Annotated in this window: 18 protein-coding genes and 1 riboswitch; of the genes, 8 read left to right on the forward strand and 10 right to left on the reverse strand. The window is 68.6% G+C overall.

Going from position 1 to position 24,179, the window contains the following annotated elements; genetic code table 11:
• Positions 1–65: 65 nt before the first annotated feature.
• Positions 66–1,886, forward strand: a complete 1,821-nt coding sequence (locus GGR48_RS10795; RefSeq protein ID WP_183951926.1) for a DUF885 domain-containing protein — start codon at positions 66–68, stop codon at positions 1,884–1,886.
• A 26-nt stretch (positions 1,887–1,912) separates the two neighbouring features.
• On the opposite strand, the gene GGR48_RS10800 is transcribed toward GGR48_RS10795, so the two are convergent.
• Entirely contained in the window at positions 1,913–3,016 is a 1,104-nt protein-coding gene (locus GGR48_RS10800; RefSeq protein ID WP_183951927.1) for an aldo/keto reductase, read from the reverse strand.
• Positions 3,017–3,112: 96 nt separating this feature from the next.
• Here GGR48_RS10800 and GGR48_RS10805 point away from each other — a divergent pair, with 96 nt between their 5' ends.
• Positions 3,113–4,027, forward strand: coding sequence for a LysR family transcriptional regulator (locus GGR48_RS10805; RefSeq protein ID WP_183951928.1), 915 nt, complete (start codon positions 3,113–3,115; stop codon positions 4,025–4,027).
• Here the strand turns inward: GGR48_RS10805 and GGR48_RS10810 are convergent.
• Positions 4,000–5,745 (reverse strand): chloride channel protein, encoded by a 1,746-nt coding sequence (locus GGR48_RS10810; protein WP_183951929.1) that lies wholly within the window; start codon positions 5,743–5,745, stop codon positions 4,000–4,002. The two genes, GGR48_RS10805 and GGR48_RS10810, sit on opposite strands and share 28 nt — an antisense overlap.
• Before the next feature lie 373 nt (positions 5,746–6,118).
• Here GGR48_RS10810 and GGR48_RS10815 point away from each other — a divergent pair, with 373 nt between their 5' ends.
• A complete protein-coding gene (locus GGR48_RS10815; protein WP_240456064.1) occupies positions 6,119–7,162 on the forward strand; it encodes a helix-turn-helix domain-containing protein in 1,044 nt (347 codons plus the stop codon).
• Complete coding sequence (locus GGR48_RS10820; protein WP_183951931.1) at positions 7,159–8,067, forward strand: nucleotidyl transferase AbiEii/AbiGii toxin family protein; 909 nt, start codon at positions 7,159–7,161, stop codon at positions 8,065–8,067. The genes GGR48_RS10815 and GGR48_RS10820 overlap by 4 nt, the downstream gene beginning before the upstream one ends.
• 157 nt (positions 8,068–8,224) lie before the next feature.
• On the opposite strand, the gene pnuC is transcribed toward GGR48_RS10820, so the two are convergent.
• The 7 genes from pnuC to GGR48_RS18135 all read right to left on the reverse strand — a co-directional run bounded on the left by pnuC (position 8,225) and on the right by GGR48_RS18135 (position 15,642).
• Positions 8,225–8,770, reverse strand: a complete 546-nt coding sequence (gene pnuC, locus GGR48_RS10825; RefSeq protein ID WP_183952010.1) for a nicotinamide riboside transporter PnuC — start codon at positions 8,768–8,770, stop codon at positions 8,225–8,227.
• A complete protein-coding gene (locus GGR48_RS10830; RefSeq protein WP_183952011.1) occupies positions 8,770–9,879 on the reverse strand; it encodes a phosphotransferase enzyme family protein in 1,110 nt (369 codons plus the stop codon). Before GGR48_RS10830 ends, pnuC begins: the two co-directional genes overlap by 1 nt.
• 32 nt (positions 9,880–9,911) lie before the next feature.
• Positions 9,912–12,194 (reverse strand): TonB-dependent receptor, encoded by a 2,283-nt coding sequence (locus GGR48_RS10835; RefSeq protein WP_183952012.1) that lies wholly within the window; start codon positions 12,192–12,194, stop codon positions 9,912–9,914.
• Between the two features lie 64 nt (positions 12,195–12,258).
• Positions 12,259–12,368, reverse strand: a riboswitch (TPP riboswitch).
• Complete coding sequence (locus tag GGR48_RS10840; protein WP_183951932.1) at positions 12,334–12,981, reverse strand: class I SAM-dependent methyltransferase; 648 nt, start codon at positions 12,979–12,981, stop codon at positions 12,334–12,336. It overlaps the preceding riboswitch by 35 nt.
• Positions 12,978–13,622, reverse strand: a complete 645-nt coding sequence (locus GGR48_RS10845; protein ID WP_183951933.1) for a PIG-L deacetylase family protein — start codon at positions 13,620–13,622, stop codon at positions 12,978–12,980. Before GGR48_RS10845 ends, GGR48_RS10840 begins: the two co-directional genes overlap by 4 nt.
• Positions 13,619–14,629 carry an acyl-CoA dehydrogenase gene (locus GGR48_RS10850; protein WP_240456063.1) on the reverse strand — a complete coding sequence of 337 codons (1,011 nt, stop codon included), beginning with the start codon at positions 14,627–14,629 and terminating at the stop codon, positions 13,619–13,621. Before GGR48_RS10850 ends, GGR48_RS10845 begins: the two co-directional genes overlap by 4 nt.
• The gene (locus GGR48_RS18135) at positions 14,608–15,642 is read right to left on the reverse strand and encodes a glycosyltransferase family 2 protein (RefSeq protein ID WP_240456062.1); all 1,035 of its coding nucleotides are present in this window, start codon (positions 15,640–15,642) and stop codon (positions 14,608–14,610) included. The genes GGR48_RS10850 and GGR48_RS18135 overlap by 22 nt, the downstream gene beginning before the upstream one ends.
• Positions 15,643–15,801: 159 nt before the next feature.
• On the opposite strand from GGR48_RS18135, the gene GGR48_RS10860 reads away from it, so the two are divergent.
• The 4 genes from GGR48_RS10860 (at position 15,802) to GGR48_RS10875 (ending at position 23,580) form a co-directional block, all read left to right on the forward strand.
• Positions 15,802–17,982 (forward strand): catalase, encoded by a 2,181-nt coding sequence (locus tag GGR48_RS10860; protein ID WP_183951934.1) that lies wholly within the window; start codon positions 15,802–15,804, stop codon positions 17,980–17,982.
• A 466-nt stretch (positions 17,983–18,448) separates the two neighbouring features.
• The gene (locus GGR48_RS10865) at positions 18,449–21,289 is read left to right on the forward strand and encodes a TonB-dependent receptor (RefSeq protein WP_183951935.1); all 2,841 of its coding nucleotides are present in this window, start codon (positions 18,449–18,451) and stop codon (positions 21,287–21,289) included.
• A 69-nt stretch (positions 21,290–21,358) separates the two neighbouring features.
• Positions 21,359–22,075 carry a DUF6445 family protein gene (locus GGR48_RS10870; protein ID WP_183951936.1) on the forward strand — a complete coding sequence of 239 codons (717 nt, stop codon included), beginning with the start codon at positions 21,359–21,361 and terminating at the stop codon, positions 22,073–22,075.
• Positions 22,072–23,580, forward strand: a complete 1,509-nt coding sequence (locus tag GGR48_RS10875) for a tryptophan halogenase family protein (RefSeq protein WP_183951937.1) — start codon at positions 22,072–22,074, stop codon at positions 23,578–23,580. Before GGR48_RS10870 ends, GGR48_RS10875 begins: the two co-directional genes overlap by 4 nt.
• Positions 23,581–23,604: 24 nt before the next feature.
• Here the strand turns inward: GGR48_RS10875 and GGR48_RS10880 are convergent, their stop codons facing one another.
• Complete coding sequence (locus GGR48_RS10880) at positions 23,605–24,177, reverse strand: hypothetical protein (RefSeq protein WP_183951938.1); 573 nt, start codon at positions 24,175–24,177, stop codon at positions 23,605–23,607.
• Positions 24,178–24,179 lie beyond the last annotated feature (2 nt).

Raw genomic sequence — 24,179 nt, forward strand, 5'->3', positions numbered from 1 at the left:
TTGCGCTTTGCCCCCGCTGTCGCCTAGCGTGGGGCAAAGCCTTCCATAATCGGGGAAAAATCAGCATGGATCGTCGCACCTTCCTCCTGTCCAGTGCGGCGACCGCCGGCGCGACCATGCTGCCCGCCCTTCCCGCCTTCGCGCAGGCGGCGTCGGGGACGGCACCCGCCCCCGGCGACGCGAGGCTGAACGCGGTGTTCGATCAGGTGCTGGCCGAGACGGTGCGCGAGTCGCCCGAATTCGCCACCTCGCTCGGCTTCGACACCGGCAAGAACGCCGATCTCCGCCACAAGCTGGGCGACAACAGCTATGGCGCGATCGCCAAGGATCTGGCGCGCAGCCGCAAGGCGCAGGCGCTGGTCCGCGCGGTCGACCCCGCCACGCTGTCGCCCCAAGCGCGGATCGATCGCGAGGTCGTGCTCTACAATATCCAGTCGAACATGATCGGCCCGGAAAAGTTCGGCCTGTCCTCGCCGCAGGGGCCCTATCCGATCTCGCAGCAGGACGGCGTCTATTTCTCGCTGCCCGACTTCCTCGCCTCGACCCACCCGGTCAAGACCGCCGGCGATGCGCAGGCCTATCTCGACCGCCTGTCGCTGATGGGCCGTCAGCTCGACAATGAGACCGAGGTCCAGCGGCGCGAGGCGGCAAAGGGCCGGCTGGCCCCCGACTTCTCGCTCGACCTGGCGCTGGGCCAGATGGCCAAGCTGCGCGCGCCCGCCCCCGCCGACAGCCAGCTGGTCAAGGCGCTGACCAGCCGGACGAGCGCGGCGAACATCGCCGGGGACTGGCAGGCACGCGCGACAAAAATCGTCGCCGATCAGGTCTATCCCGCGCTCGACCGCCAGATCGCGCTGTTGCGCTCGTTGCGCCCCTCGGCACGCAGCGCGGCGGGCGTTTGGGCCTTGCCGGGCGGCGACGCGCTCTATGCCGCCGCGCTGGCGCAGGCGACGACGACCACCTTGTCGCCCGACGAGGTCCACCGCATGGGCCTGCAACAGGTGGCCGAGCTCACCGCGCAGCTCGATCCGATCCTGCGCAGCCAGGGCCTGACGCAAGGCAGCGTCGGCGCGCGGCTCGACCAGCTCAACCGGCTGCCGGCACAGCTCTTCGCCGACACCGATGCCGGCCGGGCCGAGCTGCTCGCGAGCCTCAACGCCAGTGCACAGGCGATGCAGGCGCGGCTGCCGCAGGCGTTCAGCAACCCGCCCAACGCCGCGCTCGAAATCCGCCGCGTCGCGCCCGAGATTCAGGACGGCGCGCCCAATGGCTATTATTTCCGCGCGCCGCTCGATGGCTCGCGCGCCGCAATCTACTGGATCAACCTGAAGAGCGTGCACGACTGGCCCAAATACACGCTGCCCAGCCTGACCTATCATGAGGGCGTGCCGGGCCATCACCTGCAGATCTCGACCGCGCAGCGCGCCCCCACCCATCCCTTGCGCAAGATCGCCTTCTTCAACGCCTATCTCGAAGGCTGGGCGCTCTATGCCGAACAGCTGGCCGACGAACTGGGCGGCTATGCCTCGCCGGTCGAGCGCGCCGGCTATCTGCAATCCTTCCTGTTCCGCGCGGCGCGGCTGGTGGTCGACACCGGCATCCACACCAAGCGCTGGACGCATGCGCAGGCGACCAAATACCTCGTCGACACGGTCGGCTTCGCCCCCGGCCGCTCGCAGCGCGAGGTCGAGCGCTATTGCGTGTCGCCGGGCCAGGCGTGCAGCTACAAGATCGGCCACGCCGCCTGGCTGCGCGCGCGCGAACGGGCCAAGGCGATCGCGGGCGACCGTTTCGACCTGAAGCATTTCCACGACGTGCTGGAGGCTGGCGCGATGCCGCTGTCGATGCTGGAGCGGATCGTCGAGGAACGCGCCCGCGCCGTCTGACGGCGCGGGCGGACGCCGGCTTCACCCTAGCGGCCGGTCCATGGCGCGACCTGGCTGCCGCCGAAGATCTGCGCGCGCGGCAGCTGGAAGATGAAATAGGGATTGAGCATCGGTGGTGCGCCCGCCGCGTCCAGCCGGGCCTGCTGCTCGGGCGAGAACGCGATGTCGAGCGAGGCCATGTTCTCGATCACCTGCTCGGCCCGGCTCGCACCCATCAGCACCGATGAGACGCCCGGCCGCGACACGACCCAGGCGAGGGCGACCTGCGCCATCGGCCGGTCCAGTTCGCCCGCCACCGCGCGCAGTTCGTCGACGATGTGGAAATTGGCCTCGGTGAACAACATCCCGCCATAGGGATTGTCGCCGTTCAGGCGGCCGTCGCTATCACCGTTGCCGGTGTCGCCGCCCTTGTTCGGGACGCTGCCGGCGGGGCCGAAATCGGCGAGCTTCTCGCGGCCATATTTGCCGGTCAGCATCCCGAAGCCCAGCGGGCTCCACGCCACCAGCCCCATGCCCAGCGCCTGGCCGGCGGGCACCAGGTCCAGCTCGACCCCGCGATCGATCAGCGAATAGCTGTATTGCAGGCCGACCGGTTCGGGCAGGCCATGCGCGCGCGCCAGCGTCGCGACCTGCGCGGTGTACCAGGCCGGAGCGTTGGAAAAGCCGTAATAGAGGATGTCCCCGCGCCGCACTGCGTCGGTCAACGCGCGCAACACTTCCTCCACCGGGGTCGTGCGGTCCCAGACATGCGTCCAGTACATGTCGATATGACCGGTGCCGAGCCGGCGCAACGAGCCTTCCAGCCCGTCGCGGATGTTGCGCGCCGAATTGCCCCCCGCCAGCGGATTGCCCTCGCCGCGCGGGAAACCCGATTTGGTCGCGACGACCATGCGATCGCGCATGCCGCTGTCGCGCAGGAAGCGGCCGAGCATCGCCTCGCTCTCGCCCCCCGAATAGACATCGGCGGTATCGACGAAATTGCCGCCCGCATCGGCATAGGCGTCGAAGATTCGGCGTGAGGCGGCGTCGTCCGCACCCCAGCGGCCCGCGCCGAAGGTCATCGTCCCCAGCGCCAGCGGGCTGACGGCCAGGCCCGATCGGCCGAGCGTGCGATAATGGGTCAGGTCCATGGTTCGTGTCTCCCGTGTTCGACACCCGAATTAAGGACCGCACGCGCCCGTGATTAGCGGTTGCCGCCCGCAAAGGCTTGTGAGCATGATGCAACAATGCGGCGTGGCGACCTCGACGATCTGGCGGCGTTCGCGACCGTCGCACGGGTGCGCAGCTTCACGCGCGCAGCGGCCGAACTCGGCCTTTCGCCCTCGGCGCTGAGCCACGCGATGAAGGCGCTGGAGACGCGGCTGGGCGTTCGGCTGCTCGCGCGCACGACGCGCTCGGTGGCCCCGACGGCGGCCGGCGAATTGCTGTTGCGTTCGGTCGACCCGGCATTGACGCAGGTGGCGGCCGCACTGGCCGCACTGGCCGACTGGCGCGACGCGCCGTCGGGGACGATCCGGCTGACGACCTTCGGCTATGCGGCGCGGACCATCCTGGCCCCGCGCCTGCCCGATTTCCTGCGCGATCATCCCGATATCGCGGTCGAGGTGATCGTCGAGGATCGCCTGATCGACCTGATCGCCGGCGGGTTCGATGCGGGCATTCGCCTGGGCGAGACGGTGCAGCGTGACATGGTGGCGGTGCCGGTCGGCCCGTCGCTGCGCACCGTGGTGGTCGGCACGCCGGGCTATTTCGCGCAGCACGGCATGCCGCGGACGCCCGACGATCTGGCCGATCATGTCTGCATCAACTACCGGCTGCTCGGGGGCGGCGGGCTGCTGCCCTGGGAATTCTGCATCGACGGGCGTGACGTCCGCATGCGGGTGTCGGGGCAGTTGATCGTCAATGACGAGGTGCTGGCCGGCGCTGCGATGCGTGCCGGCGCGGGGCTGGGCTATGTGATGGAGCATGATGTCGCCGACGAGATCGCCGATGGCCGATTGGTGCAGGTGCTGTCCGACCACTGCACCCCCTATCCGGGATGCCACCTCTATTATCCCGATCGCCGCGTCAGCCCGGCGCTGCGCGTGCTGATCGACCGGCTGCGCTGGCGGGATCAGGCTTCGCCGAACATCTCCTGCTGAGCCTTGTCCAGTTCCTCGGCATAGCGGCGTCGGACATAGGATTCGGACAGGATGCCCAGGACATGGCCGCCGCCCGTGACCACCGCCATCTCGTCCGCGCCCGCCTTGTCGAAGGCCGCCATCACCGTCTTGATGTCGGCATCGGGGGCCAGCGCCTGGTCGCGGTGGATCGCCAGCGTGCCGACCGGGTCGCTCGGCGTCGCACCCTCGGCAAAGGCGCTGGCGGTCTGGACGATCCCGGCATAGCGGCCCTCGTCGTCGACCAGCACGATGCGGCTGGTCGAGCCCAGCGGGAAGGATCGGCGGAATTCGGCGACGGTCATCGCGGCCGGCGTGGCGCGCTCGACTTTGCGCATCATCCGCCCGGCGGTCAGCGTGCGCACCCAGCCGACATCGCGCGCGCTCTTGATCGTCTCGCCGCGCAGATGCAGCCGCCAGGTGGAGAAGGAATAGCCGAACGTCTCGCGCACGATGGTCGAGGCGACCAGCGCGGCCGCGATCGTCGCGCCCGCCAGCGCAAAATCGTGCGTCGCTTCCAGCACCAGCATCGCCATCGTCATCGGCCCGCCGATCACCGCGACCGCCAGCGCCGCCATGCCGACCAGCGCGGCATTGTCGGGCGCGATCAGCGACTGGCCGGCGATCCATCCCAGGCCGCCGGCATAAAGCTGGCCCAGCAGGCTGCCCAGGAACAGCGAGGCGAAGAACAGCCCGCCGCGAAAGCCGAAGCCCAGCGAGACGATCGACGCCGCGCTCTTCATCACGAAGATCGCCGCCAGAAAGCTGAGCGGCACGCCATATTCCAGGTCCATGTGCAGCGCGCCATGCCCCGCCGACAGGACCTGCGGCGTCAGCCAGGCGAGCGGCATCAGCAGCACGCCGCCCAGGATCGGCCGCCACGACGCGCGCAGCGGCAGGCGTCGGCTGAGCGTCTCGACCTCGGCGACCGCGCGCATCAGGACGATGCCGATGCCCGCCGCCAGCGCGCCCAGCCCGGCGTAGAGCAGATAATGATGGGTGCGCACCTGCTCGCCGACCGTGGCATCGACCAGATAGGATGGCGCGCCCAGCGCCTGCGCGACGAACACGCCGGACAAGGAGGCCGCCGCCACCGGCGCGATCGCGGCGGGGGTATAGGCGCCGATGACAATCTCGAACGCATAGAAGGCGCCCGTCAGCGGCGCGCCGAACGCCCCGGCGATCGCGGCCCCCGTGCCGGCGCCGACCAGGATGCGCAGGTCGGCGCGACGCAGCCGGAACCACCCGCCCGCCACCGAGGCGACGACCCCGCCCAGCTGCGCATAGGCCGCCTCCAGCCCCACCGATGCGCCGAAACCGTTCGACAGGATCGTCTGGCCCGAAATGACCAGGCTGTCGCTCCACGACATGCGCCCGCCATGCAGCGCATTGGCCTCGACCGCGTCGACCATGTGCCGCGACCGCGCCCTGGTCAGCCAGGAGAACAGGACGAGCGCACCCCCGCCCAGCGGCAGGGCGAGCAGCGCGAGGACCGGGATCGCCGGCGTCGCGCTCAGCCGCTGGCCGATGGGCAGGGCGAACAGCAGATGCTGGATCAGATGCGCGACCGCGCCCTGCACCACGCTCAACAGCCCCGCCGCGCCCCCGATCACGACCGCCAGCAGGATGAGCACCGCCTCGCTCGCACGCAGCCGCTGGCGCAGCCATGCCGTCGCCGACCGTGTGAATGCGACGCCCATCGCCCCTGTCTCCGTCACCCGACGCCCCGACGCGGCGCGCCCAGCGGCCTTGCGCACAAATCGGGCGGACATCAATATCGGCAAGGATGCTTATCCGCGTCTGTGGGAGAGGGTGTGCGGAGCATGGTGAGGGGGTGCGAGCGGTCGTGGTTCAGGCTGACGATCGAGAGGGGGATACCCCTCCGTCAGGCCTTCGGTCTGCCACCTCCCCTTGCAGGGAGGAATGGAAAGAGGCGCGACGGAGGCATATAATTTCTGTTCAGTAAATATGGCCATATATTCGAATATTCGATATGGATGCATTATTCGCTGAGCAGGAAAGATGCTGAAATACGATAATGAAGAGCAGCTCCTGTTTCATGGGCTGACAGACATGATCGGCCTTTTGCCGGGCGCGAAGGTTTGGGTCGATGAACGCGAGGTTCGCGTCGGTCCGCAGGCGCTGATCGACGCGCTGGTCGATGTGACGATCGACGGCCGGCCTCTCCGGCTGGTGGTCGAGGCGAAGCGTCAGGCCTATCCGCGCGATGTGCGTCAGGCCATCTATCAGCTGCGCCACTATATCGCCCAGCTGCCCGCGAGCGACGTCCATGAACTGGTGCCCTTTTTCATGGCCAACAGCATCTCGCCGGGCGCGCGCGATCTGCTGCGTGAGGAGCGGATCGGCTTTTACGATCTGGGCGGCTCGCTCTTCATCCCGGCGAACCACGCCTTCATTCTCATCGATCGCCCCCCGCCCCCTGCGGCCGCCAGGAATCTCGACCGGATCTTCCAGGGCCAGCGCGCGCGCGTGGTCATGGAGGTCGTCGAGCGACGCCCCGAATGGCTGGGCGTCAAGGGCGTGGCGGAGGCGACCGGGGTCTCGCCCGCCACCGCCTCGGCGACGCTGTCCGAAATGGAGCGGCGTGAATGGGTCGAGGTGGAGGGCGCCGGCCCCGCCAAATTGCGCCGGCTGCGCGATCCCGCACCGGTGATCGACGCTTGGGCCAGTGCGATCGCCGAGCGCAAGCCGCCCGCGCTTACCCGCTATTATGTGCCTGTCGGCGATGTCGGCGCGCTGGCACGGCGGCTGGACGCGGCCTGCACCCAGGCTGACGCCGTTTATGCGGTGACGTCCGAGGTCGCGGCCCAGGCCTATGCCCCGCATCTGTCGAGCATCTCACAGCTTCGCTGCCGCATCGCACCCGGCCCGGCGCACGACGCCGCGCTCGCCGAACTGGACGCGCGGCGGGTCAAGGAGGGCTGGAATCTGGGTGTCCTCGAAACCCGTAGCCCCGGCGACGTGATCGTCGGCCCCCGCATCGACGGCATTACGCTGGCACCCGCGCTTCAGGTCTATCTCGACCTGCTACAAGGGTCGGGCCGCGCCAGGGACATGGCGGCGCATCTGCGCGCCGAACGGCTGGAGCGGGCATGAGCAAGCCCCGGAGCATTGACGGCTATACCGCCCAGGTCACCGACGCGTGCGAACGCGTGCTCGTCACGCTGCTGCGCGGGCTGGGGCCGTGGAAGGAGTCGGTCTATCTGATCGGCGGGCTGGCACCACGCTATCTGGTCACCGCGCGTCCGCCGCAGGTGCCGCGCCATGCCGGGACCGGCGATGTCGATGTCGTCGTCGACTTCACCATCCTGACCGATACCGAGGCGTACAGATCGCTGGAGGACAATCTGCGCGCGATGGGGTTCGAACGCGCCGAGAATGATCGCGGCCAGAAACAGTCCTGGCGCTGGAAGGCGGCGATCGAGGGCGGCGCGGTCATGATCCTCGAATTCCTCGCCGACGCGCCCGCATTGAGCGGGGGCCGCGTCACCGAGCTGCCGACCGAGGGCAACGTCACCGCGATCAACATCCCGCACGCGTCGATGGTGTTCGACCATCACCGCGTCACCGCGATCACCGCCGAGCTGCTGAACGGCGGAGGCCGCACGACCGAGGAGGTCCGCCACGCCGACATCGTCAGCTTCACCTGTCTGAAGGCCTTCGCCTATGACCAGCGACACGAGCCGAAGGACGCGCACGACCTCGTCTATTGCCTGGAACATCATGACGGCGGCCTCGCCGCGGCACGGGACGCGTTCCGGGCGGCGCTGAGCGGCCCGCACGGCGCGGTGGTGCGGCTTGCCCTCGACCGGCTGGGGGTGCGCTTCACCGATCCCGACCCCGATCAATCCTATCGGCGCGACGGCCCGGTCGCGGTCGCCCGGTTCGAGGCCGACACGCTGGAGGAGGATGACGAAGACCAGCGCGACCGCCTGATCCTGCGCCAGCGTCGCACCGCCGACCTGATGCGCGACTTCCTGATGCCGTTGGTCGAGGCGTAGCCCCACCCTTTTCCTCCCCTGCAAGGGGAGGGGGACCATGCGCAGCATGGTGGAGGGGTGTCCCGGTGGCGAGGTCGCCCCATCTCACGACCGGTGACACCCCTCCGTCAGGCCTTACGGCCTGCCACCTCCCCTTACAGGGGAGGAAAGGACAGGGTCAGCGCCGCCAGTCGCGATAGCCGATCACCGCCAGCCCGATCATCACCGCATACAGCCCGGCGGTGGGCAGCAATCCCTTGGCGACGAACATGCCGACATAGACGATGTCGACCGCGATCCAGAGCAGCCAGCTTTCGCGGTGCCGGCGCGCGGTCCAATATTGCGCGACCAGGCTGAAGCTGCTGAGCGTCGCATCGAGCCAGGGCAATGCCGCGTCGGTATGCCGGCTGGTGAACCACCCGATCGCCAGCGCCGCCAGCCCGCCCATGGCCAGTCCGCCCAGCCCTGCGCCGCGCGACAGCGGCATGACGACCACCGCGCCGGTGCTTTCCCGGTCGCGCTGCCATGTGATCCAGCCATAAAGGATGCCAAGCGCAAACACCGCCTGCAACGCCATGTCGGCATAGAGCCGCACATCGAGGAACAGCTTGAAATAGAGCGCACAGGCGAGGAGGTTCAGCGGCCAGCACAGCATGTTGCGCCGCGCCGTCAGCCAGATCGCCAGAACGCTGATCGCGACCGCCGCGATCTCCAGCGGCGTCATCATCGGCCGGCCTCTTCGCGCAGGTCCGCCAGAAACCCCCGCCCCGCCCCCGACAGGAACCAGTCGGCATGACCCAGCAGATAGCCCTCCCACGCCAGCAGCGTGGCATCCTCGTCGCCGACGATCCCGGCGAAATAATCGATCTCGGACAGCGCGAACTCGATATGAACCAGCGGCAGCAGGCGGATGGCCGTCTCGATCAGGTCGGGCGACAGCGGCCCGGCCGAAGCATAGCCCGCGATCAAGGCACGCGCCGCACGCAGGTCGGCGATGGCGTGATCGGGCTTCGTCCCCAGCTCCAGCCAGGCGAAGGCGGTGCGCTCGATCGCGGTGGCCAGGTCGTGCGCGGCGCACGTACGGTCGGCCAGCCCGAAGTCGAACACCGTCGCGACCCCGCCGTCCGCCGCCCAGAGCAGGTTGGACGGGTGCCAGTCGTTATGCGTCCAGAGCGACGGCTGGCGGACGAGACGCGGGGCCAGTCCGCTCGCCCCATCCGCGAACAGCGCGGCCAACGGGCTGCGCCAGTTCCGCGCAGACAGGAACGCGGCCAGTGCGGGCCGCGCGGCGATATAGGCATCCATAGCCGCCATCGGATCATGCGCGGGCAGGATGGTGAAGCTGGCGACCAGCGGCTGGGCGGTGCGCGCCGGCGCGTTGAACCCGCGCGCGGCCTGGTGCATCCTGGCCAGCGCATAACCCGCCGCATGGGCGTGATCGTACGACTGGAACGGAGTCCAGGACGGGTGGTCGCGGTACAGATCCGCGCCCGGCGACCGGCGATGCAGCTCATAGGTCCCCTCGCCCAGGCCCACCGCGCTCGCCCCCTCGGCGGTGCGCAGGACCTCGGGCACCGACAGGCCGGCCGTCGCGAGATGCGCGATGAAGCCATGCTCCGCCGCCAGCCCCGCGACGCTGCGCACCTGGTGGTGATGCCGCTTGAGCAGCAGCGCGCCGTCCGCCGTGTCGATCAGCGTGGCGGCGGAAAAGGGGCGTGGCGAATGCCAGCTTAAGGTGGTGATCGGGGCGACCAGCGGGAAATGCGCCAGCACGGCCGCCGCCTCACCGTCCGTGATCGCGGGCCAGGTCGGCGCCTCCAGCGCCAGCCCCATGCCGTGGACGCGGTGGCCTTCGCCCTGCACGATCAGAAGCTGCGCGACAGGGTGGCGACCACCGCCGCCCCGCCCGCGATATAATAGGCCGGCGCATTGCCCGTAATGACCGTACCGCCACGCCCGACCACATCGCGCGCATTGGTGGTCACCGCCTGCACGCCGGCCAGCACATGCGGATCGGTGACGTTGATCGCGTTCAGCCGCAGATCGGTGCGCTTGCCGTCCAGCCAGTCGGCCAGATGCACCCCGATCGACAGGTCGAGCGTGGCATAGCCGGGAATGCTCTCGTCATTCACGAAGGTCGCATATTGGCGGCCGACATATTTGCCCGCGATACTGCCGAACAGACGCCCGTCGTCATAGATGCTGCCCGCGCCGAACTGCCAGGTCGGGCTGGACACGGCACGCTTGCCGCGCGTCGGGAGTAGGTCGTTGCCGACCGGCAGATCGTCGCTGATCCGCGCGCGCAGATATTCGCCCGAGGCATAGAGGCTGAGGCCCGCCACCGGACGATAGTCGATCTCGGCATCGACGCCGTACGAGGATTGCCCGCCGGCATTCAGCGTGGAGTTGACCAGCGCCCCGCCATTGTCGACCACGGTCGCGAGCTGGCGGTTGCGGAAACGGTAATGGAAACCGGTCACCGAGGCGGACAGGCGGCTGCCGATGAAGCGATAGCCCAGTTCCTGCGACACCGAATATTCGTTCTTCAGCGTATCGGTGCCGCGCGTCGTGACCTGCCCGCCGATATAGCTGTCATACAACGTGAACTCGTTGGGCGTGCGGAAATTGGTGGTGATGTTGGCGAAGATTTGCTGCCGGTCGTCGATCGCATAGCGCACCGCCGCACGCGGCAGCGCGATATTGCTCTCGCGCCGCACCGCCTGTTGCGGGCCGGGCAGATAGTTGCGGCCGCTGCGGAGCATGTTGATGCCCTTGATGCCCAGATCGACGGTCAGCTGCGGGGTCAGCGCGATGCTGTCCGCGACAAACAGGCTCTTGATGACGGTGATCGTGCGCTGGTTCTCATAGGCGAGCAGCCGCCCGTCGGCGGTGCGGATCGCCCGGCTGCGATAGCCCCAGCGATCGGCGGGCTGGCCGTCGGGGCCGACCGCCGTATAGGTCTGGGTCACGCGGTCGATGCCGTAATCGAACCACAGCCCGGCGGTGATCCGGTGGATGCCCGCCATCCGCGTCAGCTTGACGACCTGCCCCAGCCGCCGCTGGTCGCCGGTATAATTGCCGAGCACCGTCGCCACCCCGTCGACCGCGTTCGGCAAAGCGATCGGCGCGGTCAGCTCCTCATTGCCGAGGAAATTGCCGGTGGTCGCCAATTGGGTGCCATAGGGCGAGTTGCCATAGCCGAATTGCAGATAGCTGGTGGTGTCGAGCGTCAACCGATCGCTCAGCGACACATGCACCGGCGCGGAGGCATAGAGGTTGCGGAACGGAGCGCGGTACAGCCGCCAATAGCTGCTGCTGCCGGGCGTGTAGCGCGGATCGAAGTTGAACCCGCGCCCCTGCGCCTGCCACTCAAGCAAAGTCGGGCTGGGATAGCTCGACGAATTGGCGTCGTTGTACGACAGCGCCAGGCTGGCACGGTTGCCCTGCCCCCATTCGCGCAGCAGCTTGGCATCGACATGCTGGCGCAGGTCATAGCCCGGCCCACGCCAGTTATCCGCCTGGGTATGCGAATAGGACAGGAACGCCTTCACCCCGCTGTCGCCGAGCGTCCCCGTATCGACCCGCACGAACATGCGGCGCAGGGCGTGCGACCCCAGCGACAGATCGCCGCGCACCTGCGTCGTCGCCTTGGGATCGTCGAGGGTCAGCGACAGCAATCCGCCCGCCCCCGCCACCGTCGGCGAGTCCAGATCGACCGAGCCTTGCGCCAGCGCGATCTGGCGGATGTTGCCCGGATCGGCGAATTGCGACGGATAGGCGTAGTAATAGCCGATGTCGTTCTGCGGCGCGCCCTCCATCAACACGCCGATCTCATCCTGCCCCAGCCCGCGCAGAGTCAGGCTCGAACTGGTCGACAGACCGTACGGGTCGGCGGACGCCACCGTTGCGCCGGGCAGCAGATTGACCAGCTGAAAGGCGTTCAGGGTCGGCGCCTGCTTGACGATGAAGTCGGCGGAGATGGCGCTGACCGCCTTGGGCTCGGTCTGGTCGGGGAGCAGCCCGGCGGGATCGCGCTGACCCAGCACACGGATGTCCGCCGGCGGGGCATCCGTCACCGTCTGCGCCTCAGCCGCCAGGGGCAGCAGCGCCCAGGCGGCCGACAGCAACAGGGCAGCAGGGCGGATCATCCGCTGATCACGCTTGGTCACAACCGGCATCGTCCTCTTGTCCACTTTCATGGAGGGAGGACGGAAGAGCGCCGCCAACCCTCCCTACGCCGGTATGATCCGGATCAGGTTCGGCGGGTCATGGGCTGCTGCCCACCTCTCAACCGCGCATCAGCGGTCCCCCGGGGTGCGCGCGCTCTAGGCGCTTCTGAGGCCCATGAAAATCCCCATCGTCGATCGCTTGCGCGACGATGACGTGCCAGCGCGCACGGCGACGCACCGTCGCCACCCGCCAGCGCCGGCCGGTCGCCCGCAGGAAGCGCATATGGATGCCGGCGGCATGTTGCGCGAAGTCGTAATAATCGACGCGGTGATGCGCCAGCACCAGCCGCCCGCCGGGCCGCAGCGCCTGCGCGACCGCGCGCGCGACCTGCGCCATCGCCAGCGGCGGCAGATAATAGAGCAGCTCGGCGATGACGACCGCGTCATAGACGCGGCCCGGCAGGCGGTCGGGCAGCGCCAGCGTGATCGCCCGCGCACGCGGCCAGCCGGCCACCGCGCGCGCGGTTAGCCGGGTGCCCTCGACCGTGCCCTCGGTCGCATCCAGCCACCGCGCGCGCGGGGCGACGGCGCGGCTGTTCGAACCGTTGCCGCTGCCCAGCTCCAGCACCCGCCCCCATGGCCCCGGCCCCAGCGCGTGGAGGATGGCGGCGCGCTTCACCGCCTCGTCATGGTTGGAAAAGGTGCGCCAGGGATCGTCATCGCCCGCGAATTTCTCGGCAAAGCCGCTGAGGTCGATCGGCGTCATCGCCTCACCGTGGCAAAGCGCTCGACGGGGTGGGCAAAGACCGCCAGCTCGTGCCGCGCGATGGCGAAGCCGTGCGGATCGTCGGTGATCGCGCCCAGCTGCGTCCGGTGCACGCGGATCAGCGACCGCTTGGCCGCCGCACCCCCCGGCATCGTCACGCGGGTCCCCCGCGCCGCCATCGGCCGCTCGGGCGGCCAGACGCGGTAGGTCAGGCGGCGCCCGGCAAAGCGATAGTCCCGCAGCGCCTCGGCGACCGCGCGGTGATCGGGATGCGCGTCGTCGATCGCCGGCCCGACGATCAGATCGATGGCGGGGTAGCGGCGCAGCGCGCGGTGCAACGCCCCCCGGCATCCCGCCGACAGCCCGCCATCGGGCAGGCGCAGGAACGTCACCTGCCCCCGCACTACCCCCAGCCGGCGGAGCGCGTGCAGGCTCTCCCGCTCGCGCGCGGCGACAAGGCGCTGGCGCGGCCACGCCATGCTGTTCGGGTGCGATGCGGCACCGTCGCTGACCACGATCACGCGCACGTCGCCACCCTGTCGCCGCAGGTGCCCGATCAGCGCGGCCGCGCCGATGACCTCGTCATCGGGATGCGGCGCGACGACCACCGCCCGGCGAACGCTCCGCAGGCCCCAGGTCATAGCGACGGGGCCAGCAGCCCCTGCCCCACCGCCGCGCCGACGCGCAGCCGCTGCGCATCGGGCACGGGCTGGCGCAGATAGACCGACAGATCGGCGAGCATCGCCGACAGCGGGTGCGTCAGGAACTGCCCCGCCAGCCCCACCGCCTCGCGCGCGATGACGATGGCGCGTTCGGCCGCATCGGTCACCGCCAGTCGGGCCGCCGCCACCCGCGCCGCATAGCCGCTGTCATTCGGGTCCTCGCCCCAAGCCCTTGCGGTCCGCCGGACGATGGCCGCCGCCATCTCCGCCAGCCCAAACAGGTCGGCCAGCCGCGCGGCTTGGAAGGGATCGTCGGCGCGCCCCGTCGCGACGAGATGCGCGCGCGTCAGGTCGCAAATCCCCGCCACACCCCCGGCATGGACGGCCACGAAACGCAGCGCCCCGCCGCTGAAAAAGGGCTCGCCGGCATAAAGGTCGGGCGCGCCGATGCGGTCGGCATCGGCAACCTCGGCCCCCTGCCAGCGGACCTGATGCGTTTCTGAGCGCTGCATCCCCGTCACGCGCCACCAGCCGCGATCGATCGCCGGCACGACCCGCGCCAGATCGAGCAGCAGCAATTGCACCCCCGCCGGCCCATCGGCGGTGACCAGCGCATGGCTGAGCACGCCCGCGCCCGAGGCATAGCTCTTGCCGCCGCTTAAAGAGCCGCCCTCCAGCCGCAACGGCTCGCCCGCCAGCCCGGCATTCCACACGCCCAGCGTCGCCCCCTTCGCTAATGCGGTCCGCAAGGCGGCAACCTGCGCGGCCGACCCATAACGCTGGACGATCTGCACCGCATCGACATGCCCCTCGACCAGCCGCGCGAGCGGCAGGTCGCGGCGGCCGATCTCGTAGAGCGGGCGGAGCAGCGCAATATAGTCCTCGGCGGTGTGTGGATCGCCGGGGGGATGCTGCGCCCAGCCCGCAGCGGCGATCGCATCGCGCAGGGCGGTGGCCATGTCGGTCATGCCGCGATCTCGCACCATTCGCGCTCCAATATCGACACCCCGTCCTCCGCTTCGGCCAGCGTCACCGACCCGGCATGATCGCGCGGTGCGGGCACCACGCGCATCGCGAAGGCCTCCGCATTGGGACAGTCGCGCGCCACGCCCAGCACATGATCCGCCGTCAGCCCCAGCCGCCGGCCCAGCGCGGCCCGCGCATCGACGCGGTCGATCGCCGCAAACGCCCGCCGCGCGGCGGCCTGCGCCCGCCATTGCCAGGCGGCGCCGCGCGGATCGGCCATCATCGGGGCCGCGCCTTCGTCCAGCGCGCGCAGCTGCCCCGCCAGCCCGCCCGCGATCCGCCCCTGCCGGCGCGACGACGTCTCGACCCGCATCGCCCCGTCGCGGCGCACGCGAAGCCCCGCCCGCGCGGCATCGTCCAGCAATCGCGCATCCTCGCCGCAGGGCAGCGGCAGAAAGCCGCCGACGTCGCGATAGGCCGACGCCCGGAGCGCGATATTAGCGCCCCCGCTGAAATGATGCGTGTCGCGCGCCTCCCACGCCACGGGATCGACGATCCGGCGATAGCGGTGGAGCCGGTCGTAATAGGCCTCGATCCGCCCCTGGAGCGGATCGGCCGCCGCATCGATGCGCAGGATGCGCCCGGCGACGATGTCCGCCACGGCCAGGGCCTTGCGCCCCGCCGCGATCCAGTCGCGCTGCGGCCGGCTGTCGGCGTCGGTGGTGAAGACCATCCCCTCGCCCCCCTCCAGCAGCGCCAGCCCCAGGGCCAGCGCCGCGCGCCGCGCCGCCCCGGCATTGGGTGCGGACGCACACGGACCTTGCGCCACGATCAGCGGGAAAGGCAGGTCGGGGCCGATCCGTTCGAGCAGATGCGCGCTGCCGTCACGGCAATCGTCGAGATAGATACAGACACGCAGCGTCGTAAGCGGAACCGACTGGCCGGCGATCGCCGCCAACAGGCCGGGCAGCATCGCCGCCTCGTCGCGGGCGGGTATGCAAAGGACCGTGGGCGCGTCGTCGGGCAGGGCCATTCTCCGCTCCGTGGGTCTTCGGAATGCCGATCAATGACCCATGTCTAGGCCAGTCATGCACCCTGCGCCTTGATGAACATCAAGCACTTAGTCCCCGGACGAATGGCGATCCCGCGCGTTGGAAAGGGCGATCCCCCATCACAGACGGAAGGCATGACGATGGCCAGCAAGACCAAGACCGGCGCGGGCAAGACCAAGGGCGAGACCCCCGCCACCGCCCCGCTCGTCCCCGCCGGCGCGGATGCGCCCACTTATTATGCCGAACCCCAGGGCCATGGCGGCGAGACGCATCAGACGACCGACGACGTGGCCAACACCATGACCACGCAGCAGGGCGTGCCGATCGCCGACGACCAGAACAGCCTGAAGGCGGGCGCGCGTGGGCCCACGCTGCTCGAAGACTTCATCCTGCGCGAGAAGATCTTCCACTTCGACCATGAGCGCATCCCCGAGCGCGTCGTCCATGCGCGGGGTTACGGCGCGCACGGCGTGTTCGAACTGACCGACAGCCTGTCCGATTACACCCAGGCCGATGTGCTGAGCACGGTCGGGCAGCAGACCGAGGTGTTCGTCCGCTTCTCGACGGTGGCGGGCAACAAGGGATCGATGGACCTGGCGCGCGACGTGCGCGGCTTCGCGGTCAAATTCTATACCAGGCAGGGTAACTGGGACATTGTCGGCAACAACATCCCCGTCTTCTTCATCCAGGACCCGATCAAATTCCCCGATCTGGTCCATGCGGTGAAGCAGGAGCCCGACCGCGCCTTTCCGCAGGCCCAGTCGGCGCACGACAATTACTGGGACTTTGCGAGCCTCAGCCCCGAGGCGTGGCACATGGTCATGTGGCAGATGTCCGATCGGACGATCCCGCGCTCGTTCCGCACCATGGAGGGCTTCGGCGTCCACAGCTTCCGGCTGGTCAATGCCGAGGGCAAGTCGACCTTCGTCAAATTCCACTGGAAGCCGCGTCAGGGCCTGCAATCAGTGCTGTGGAACGAGGCGGTCAAGATCAACGGCGCCGATCCCGATTTCCATCGCCGCGACCTGTGGACCGCGATCGAGGGCGGCGACTTCCCGCAATGGGATCTGGGCGTCCAGCTGTTCGACCAGGAAACCGCCGACCGCCTGCCCTTCGACCATCTCGATTCGACCAAGCTGATCCCCGAGGAGGAGGTGCCGGTCCGCATCGTCGGCACGCTGACCCTCAACCGCAATGTCGACAATTTCTTCGCCGCCACCGAACAGGTCGCCTTCTGCACCCAGAATGTCGTGCCGGGCATCGACTTTTCGGACGATCCGCTGCTCCATGGGCGCAACTTCTCCTATCTGGATACCCAGCTGAAGCGGCTGGGCGGGCCGAACTTCACCCATATCCCGGTCAATGCGCCGCGCTGCCCGGTGATGAACTTCCAGCAGGACGGCCATATGGCGATGCACAACCCCAAGGGGCGCGCCAATTACGAGCCGAACAGCTGGGGCCCCGATGGCGGCCCGCGCGAGAACCCGACGATCGGCTATCGCAGCTTCCCCGCCGAGGTGCAGGGCACCAAGCAGCGGCTGCGTGCCGAGACCTTCGCCGACCATTACAGCCAGGCGCGGCAATTCTTCGTCAGCCAGCAGCCCATCGAACAGAAGCATATCGGCGACGCGCTGGTGTTCGAGCTGTCCAAGGTCGAGCGGGTCGACATTCGCGCGCGCGCCGTCTCGCACCTGCGGCTGATCGACGAGGGCCTCGCGGCGACGGTCGCCGACGGGCTGGGCCTCGACCTGCCCGAACCGGCGCAGGCCGCCAAGCCGACGCGCGACCTGCCCCCCTCGGCCAAGCTCAGCATCCTCGCCAACGGGCCGGACAGCTTCAAGGGGCGCAAGATGGGCATATTGCTGACCGACGACAGCAGCGCCGAGCTGTTCCAGGCGCTGACCAAGGCGCTGGAGGCCGAGGGCGCGCTGTGGGAGGTCGTCGCGCCCAAGATCGGGGGCGTGACGCTGGACGACGGGACGAAGGTCGCCGCGCGGCAGAAGATCGATGGCGGCCCCTCGGTGCTGTACGACGCGGTCGCGGTCCTGCCCTCCGAGACCGGCGTGGCGATGCTCGCCAAGGACGCCACCGCCAAGGACTTCGTCGCCGACGCCTTCGCCCATGCCAAGTTCATCGGCCATAATGCCGCGGCCGAGCGGCTGTTCGAGGCCGCCGGCGTGACGGAACGTGACGAGGGCTTCGTCACGCTGGCCAAGGCGAAACAGGCCAAGGGCTTCGTCACGACATGCCGTGCGCTGCGCCACTGGCCGCGCGAACTGGCGGTCGATCTCGACGCGGCATCGCTGCGCCACGCGGAGTGAAGCGACGGGACGGGAGGGGCTCACCTCTCCCGTCCACTTGTCCGACTTCATGGCTTTACCACACCGAATGTGGCGTCAGCGCGCGTCAGGAATCCCGGTTGATCTCAGCATCCGACCGAGCCTTCCGAATTCGTTTACGGCCGGTGCAAAGTGGCACAATTGTGCATCGACGCGGCATGGTCATCCATACTGACCTTTTAAAGATCGGTCCGCGCCACCTGTCACTCAAGACATTGATAATAGGCGTGATAATGCAACGCCTCACCACGCCGGTCCATTTTTCATGCTGTGGCGCACAACAACTAAGGCACCGGTCGTTACAAAAAGATTTCAGCAAAATCATTATGTTACAAAACAGACGCAAATAACGGTCTTTTCCTCCAAATTCATTTGTCAGGCATTTGGGCTTATGCCATGTAGAGCATGAGCCGCACGATAGCGGACGGACATTTTGGGGGGAGGATATATGCGAGATATTGCATCGCGCTGGCTGTTCGGCGCGTCCATCGTTGCGATCGCGACCGGTGGCATTCATAACATCGCCAACGCACAGACCGCCGTCACGCCGCCGAAGCGCGGCGCCGAGCTTCGCGTCGAGCAGGGCCGCGATCCCAGCCAGCCGACCGGCGCGCTGAACGCGACGCAGGTGGCCGAGCAGGGCGTTTCGGATCAGGACATCGTCGTCACCGGCGTGCGCGAGTCGCTGCGCTCGGCGCAGGCGCTCAAGCGCAACGCCAATCAGATCATCGACTCGGTGCAGGCGCAGGACATCGGCAAGCTGCCCGACGCCAATACGACCGAGGCGTTGCAGCGCATCACCGGCGTCCAGATCCAGCGCCGCTACGGTGAAGGCGCGACCGACTTCGACCACCGCACCTCGCCCGCCATCACCGTGCGCGGCCTGACCCAGGTGCAGAACTTCCTCGACGGCCGCGCCATCTATTCGGCGTCGGGTGGCCGCGCCTTCGACCTGGAGGGGATTCCGCCCGAACTGCTGGGCGGTATCGACGTCTATAAGAACGCGCCCGCCAACATCATCGAGGGCGGCGTCGGCGCCGCGGTCAATCTACGCACCCGCCTGCCCTTCGACCAGCCCGGCCAGACGATCAGCGCCACGCTGCGCGGCAACTATTACGACCGCGTTGACAAGTTCGGTTATTCCGCCTCGGGCCTGTACAGCAACCGCTTCGACACCGGCATCGGTGAGGTCGGCGTGCTGTTCAACGCCGTCTATTCGACCGCGCATTACCGCCAGGACGGCATCCTCTCCAACCCGCAGAACCCGATCCCGGCCGGCAGCATCTCGGGTGCCCCCGCCAATGCCCGCGCGCCGATGGGTCTGCAGGTCTATGACGATCTCGGCGATCGCCGGCGTCTGGGTATCGCCAGCGCGATCCAGTGGCAGGCGGCCGACAATCTGCTGATCACCGGCCAGTATCAGCTCGCCAAATACTGGTTCAACCGGCGCGGCGCCTATTACTATACGGTCAATGGCGGCAGCGAGTCCAACCCGCTGCCCGGCGCGGCCTTCACCTTCAACAAGGAAGGCTATGCGACCTCGGGCTCGCTGCGGCAGCAGAATTTCGAGACCGGCCGCTTCGACCAGCAGCTGTGGAGCCAGAGCCAGAACTTCACCCTGGCCGCCGAATGGCAGGCGACCGACCGCGCCAAGGTCCATTTCGACGCGCAGTATCTGAAGAGCTATTATAACGCCGACCGCAACGGCCATGTCCTGTCGCTGTTCACCGCGGCCGGGCAGAACACGCCGACCGGGTCGCCGCATCCCTCGATCATCGACTTCGACCTGCGCGGCAAGCGGCCGCAATGGGACGTGCGCGACAAGGCGCTGCTGAGCAACCCGGCCAACTACACCACGCCGTTCATCGCCGATGCGCTCCAGCGCAACGACGCCGACACGCTCGCGCTGGCCTATGACATCGAATATGATCTGGAGGGCGGTTTCCTCCAGAAGCTGCGCGGCGGTGCGCGCTATTCGGACAATTCGATCGACCTGCGCGGCACCTGGAACGGCGTCTGCCTCTATGCGACCGGGCCCGATCCCTCCTGCTCGGCCAAGGACGGCACCCCGCTGATCCCGCTCAGCCGCAATCCGCAGCTGGCGATGCCGGGGCCGTCCAAGAATTTCTTCGACGGGCGCACGGTCACCGGCGGCTTCCTCTATCCGGCCTTCCCCGCCGGCGACGGGGTCTGGGCGCAGACCAAGGCGCTCTACGCGCTGTTCGGTGCCAAGACCAAGGACGCCTTCACCGCGGGCGACCTCAATTCGCAGACCGAGAAGACCTATACCGTCTGGGGTGCGGCCGATTATGAATTCGCGGCGGGTGATGTCCGCTTCGATGGCGGCGTCGGCGTGCGGCTGGTCAAGACCGACCTGACCTCCTTCGGTACGCAGTTCAATTCCAACGGCACCAGCTCGCCGCTGGCGATCCAGAACAGCTATACCCGCGCGCTGCCCAGCGTGAACCTGCGCGCACGGCTGACCGAAGAATTCCAGATGCGCTTCGCCTATTCCAAGGGGCTGGCGCGGCCGAACTTCGATCAGCTGTCGACCAACCTGACGCTGAACAATCCCAATCAGATCAATCCGATCACCGGCCGCCCCAGCGCCAATTCGGGCAATCCGCGCCTGCGGCCGATCGCGTCGGACAATTTCGACCTGACGGCGGAATGGTATTTCGCACCGACCGGCTCGCTGACCGGCGGCCTGTTCTACAAGAAGGTCGACGGTTTCCTGGCCAGCGGCGTGATCGTCCAGAATTTTCAGGGCCGTGCCTATGACGTCAACACCGTGCTCAACTCGGGCAGCGGCACGGTCAAGGGTGCCGAGATCGGCTATCAGCAGTTCTTCGACTTCCTGCCGGGCATCCTCAGCGGCTTCGGCATGCAGGCGAACTACACCTATGTCGACTCCAACGTCACCAACCCGTTTGCGGTCGCCGGATCGGGCAATACCCAGCTGCCGCTGGAGAAGCTGTCCAAGCACAATTACAACCTGATCGGCCTGTACGAAAAGGGGCCGCTGACCGCGCGTCTCGCCTATAACTGGCGGTCGAGCTATCTCGACCAGACGTTCGGCGCGGGCACCAACCAGCCGCAATATGCCAAGCCCTATGCGTCGCTCGATGCCTCGGTCAGCGTCAATGTGAACAGCCACATCGCGGTTTCCGCCGATGCGGTGAACCTGACCAACCGCATGAACGTGACGTATATCGGCACGCTGGGGCAGCCGCTTCAGTATCAGCTGAACGACCGCCGCTTCGGCCTGTCGATCCGCGCGACCTATTGATCCCCGCCTGCCGGCATGGTCTGTTGATCGGACCGTGCCGGCAATTTTTCGTCAGGGGTAGGAACGATCATGGCCACCGCGCCCGCGCTGGAATTTGCGGCCGATGCCGTCCCCACCGTCCGCCATATCGGGCATGAGCGCGAGCCGGTGGTGATCCTAGACCGCGCGACCGGATGGGTCGACCATTTGCGCGATTTCGCCGCGACCCGCTCCGCCTTCGCGCCCGCTGCCGAAATGGGCAGCGCCTATCCCGGTCTGCTCGGCCCCGCGCCGCTCGCCTATGTCGATGCGATGGTGCGCCGCGTCCTGCCGTTGATCGCGACGCACTTCACCGGCGCGGCCGTCCGCCCCGCCCGGGCACGCGGCAATTTCTCGCTGGTCACCACCGATCCCGCCGAGCTGACCGCGGATCAGCGCGTGCCGCATGTCGATACCGCCGACCGGCTGCAATTCGCGACCGTCCATTTCCTGTCGTCCGAGAGCGACGACGGCACCGCCTTTTTCCGCCACCGCGCCACCGACTTCGAGACGCTGGATGCCGAACGCCTGGCCCCCTATCACGCCGCGCGCGCCGGCGATCCGCCGCCAGCACCCGGCTATTGCACCGATGGCGACGCCGCGTTCGAGATGATCGCGGCGATTGCCGCCAGGCCCGACCGGCTGATCCTCTACCGCGCGAACCTGCTCCATTCGGGGCGGATCACCCGCCTGCCTACGCGGCCCGACGATCCCCGGTCGGGGCGGCTGACCGGTAATCTGTTCCTGCAATGCCGGCTGGCGGCATGAGCGACGACGCGCCCATCGGCCGGATCGCGATCGTCGGCGGGGGCACCGCCGGCTGGATGGCGGCCGCCGCGCTCGCCCGCGTGCTGGGGCCGCACGGTCCCGCGATCACGCTGGTCGAGTCCGAAGAGATCGGCACCGTCGGCGTCGGCGAGGCGACCATCCCGCCGATCCAGGCCTTCACCGCGCTGCTCGGCATCGACGAGGATGATTTCGTCCGCGCGACGCAAGGCACGTTCAAGCTGGGGATCGAGTTCGTCGACTGGCTGCGCCCCGGTCACCGCTATTTCCACCCCTTCGGCGTCTATGGCATCGACAAGGGCGCGATTCCCTTCGAGGCGATGTGGCAGCGGCTGCGGCTGGCGGGTGAGGCACTGCCGCTCGAGGCCTATTCGATCTGCGCGGCCGCCGCGCGCGCCGGCCGGTTCATGCGACCCCAGCCGGGGGGCACCCCGCTCGCGCATATCGGCTATGCCTTTCACTTCGACGCCGCGCTCTATGCCCGCTTCCTGCGTGGCCATGCCGAGGCCGCCGGCGTCCGGCGCGAGGAGGGCCGCGTCGTGTCGGTCGAGCGCGGCGGGCCACGCGACTTCATCGAGGCGGTCGTGCTCGCCGATGGCCGCCGGATCGCGGCGGACCTGTTCGTCGACTGCTCGGGCTTTCGCGGCCTGTTGATCGAGGGCGCGATGGGCGCGGGGTTCGAGGATTGGGGGCATTGGCTGCCCAATGACCGCGCGGTCGCGGTGCCCACCGCCAATGCCGGGCCGCCGACGCCCTTCACCCGCTCGACCGCGCATGGTGCGGGCTGGCAATGGCGCATCCCGCTACAGCATCGCACCGGCAACGGTCTGGTCTATGCCAGCCGCCATCTGTCCGACGACGAGGCGGTCGCGACGCTGCTCGGCCATCTCGACGGCGCGCCGCTCGCCGATCCGCGCCCGTTGCGCTTCCGCACCGGTCGGCGCGACCGCTTCTGGATCGGCAATTGCGTCGCACTGGGGCTGGCCGGGGGTTTTCTCGAACCGCTCGAGTCGACCAGCATCCATCTGATCCAGGCGGGGATCGCGCGCCTGCTGGAGATGCTGCCAACCCAGGCGTTCGAGCCGGCGGACACGCGCCGCTACAACCGGTTGATGGCGGCGGAGTTCGACAGCGTCCGCGACTTCCTGATCCTGCATTTCCACGCGACCGAGCGGCGCGACACCGCCTATTGGCGCGAGTTGGCGGACATGGCGATCCCCGACACGCTGGCCGAGCGGCTGGCGATCCATGCGCGCACGGGGCGCGTCTATCGCGAGGCGGACGAGCTGTTCACCAAGACCAGCTGGCTGGCGGTGATGGACGGACAGGGGCTGGTCGCCAGCGGCCATGATCCGCTGGCGCTGGGGCTGCCGCTGGACGAGATCCGCGCGCGCCTCGGCCGGATCGCGGCGGTGACTCAGGCGGCGACCGGGCATATGCCCGAACACGCCGACTTCATCGCCCGCCACTGTTCCGCCCGGCGCTGATCCGGGCGGAACGTAGGAGCCCCCTTACGCCTCGCGATTGACGTAGAAGACGAAGTCGGTCTGTCCGTCATGGCCGGCGACGACCTCCTCGCCCCCCGAATAGCCGATCGCGGCGAAGGCCTGTTGCACCCCCGCCGCGCGGAAGGCGGTCCGCGCCGCCTCGGGATCGCCGTTCGCCGTACCCGACAGCTCGCACAAGGTGATCGTGCAGGCGACCTTCACCTCGCCCAGGACGCGGCCGGTGAAATGGCCGCTGAACGCGGTGCGCACCCGCTCCTCGATTGCGTCGCCGCGTGTGTCGCGGGGCTGTTGCTGCATCAGTTCGGCGATGTGTTGCGTGTCGGAGTCGGCACGCGCCAGCGCCTTCGCGACGTGCGGCTTGCGCACGGCCGTGGTGACGGGCGGGGCAGCCGGCGCGACCACCGGCGCACGGGTGACGACCACGGGCGCGGAGGCGGCGGGCGCCGCCCCCCCGACCACCGCGATTCCGCTCGGACCGGGGGGCGTCGCCGGCCCGCCGGTCAGCCACAGCCCCCCGGCCAGCGCCGCCACGCCGACCCCGGCCGCCCCCAGCGCCAACGGCCAACGACGCGCCACCG

Source organism: Sphingomonas pseudosanguinis, from assembly GCF_014196255.1.
GTDB classification, from domain to species: domain Bacteria; phylum Pseudomonadota; class Alphaproteobacteria; order Sphingomonadales; family Sphingomonadaceae; genus Sphingomonas; species Sphingomonas pseudosanguinis.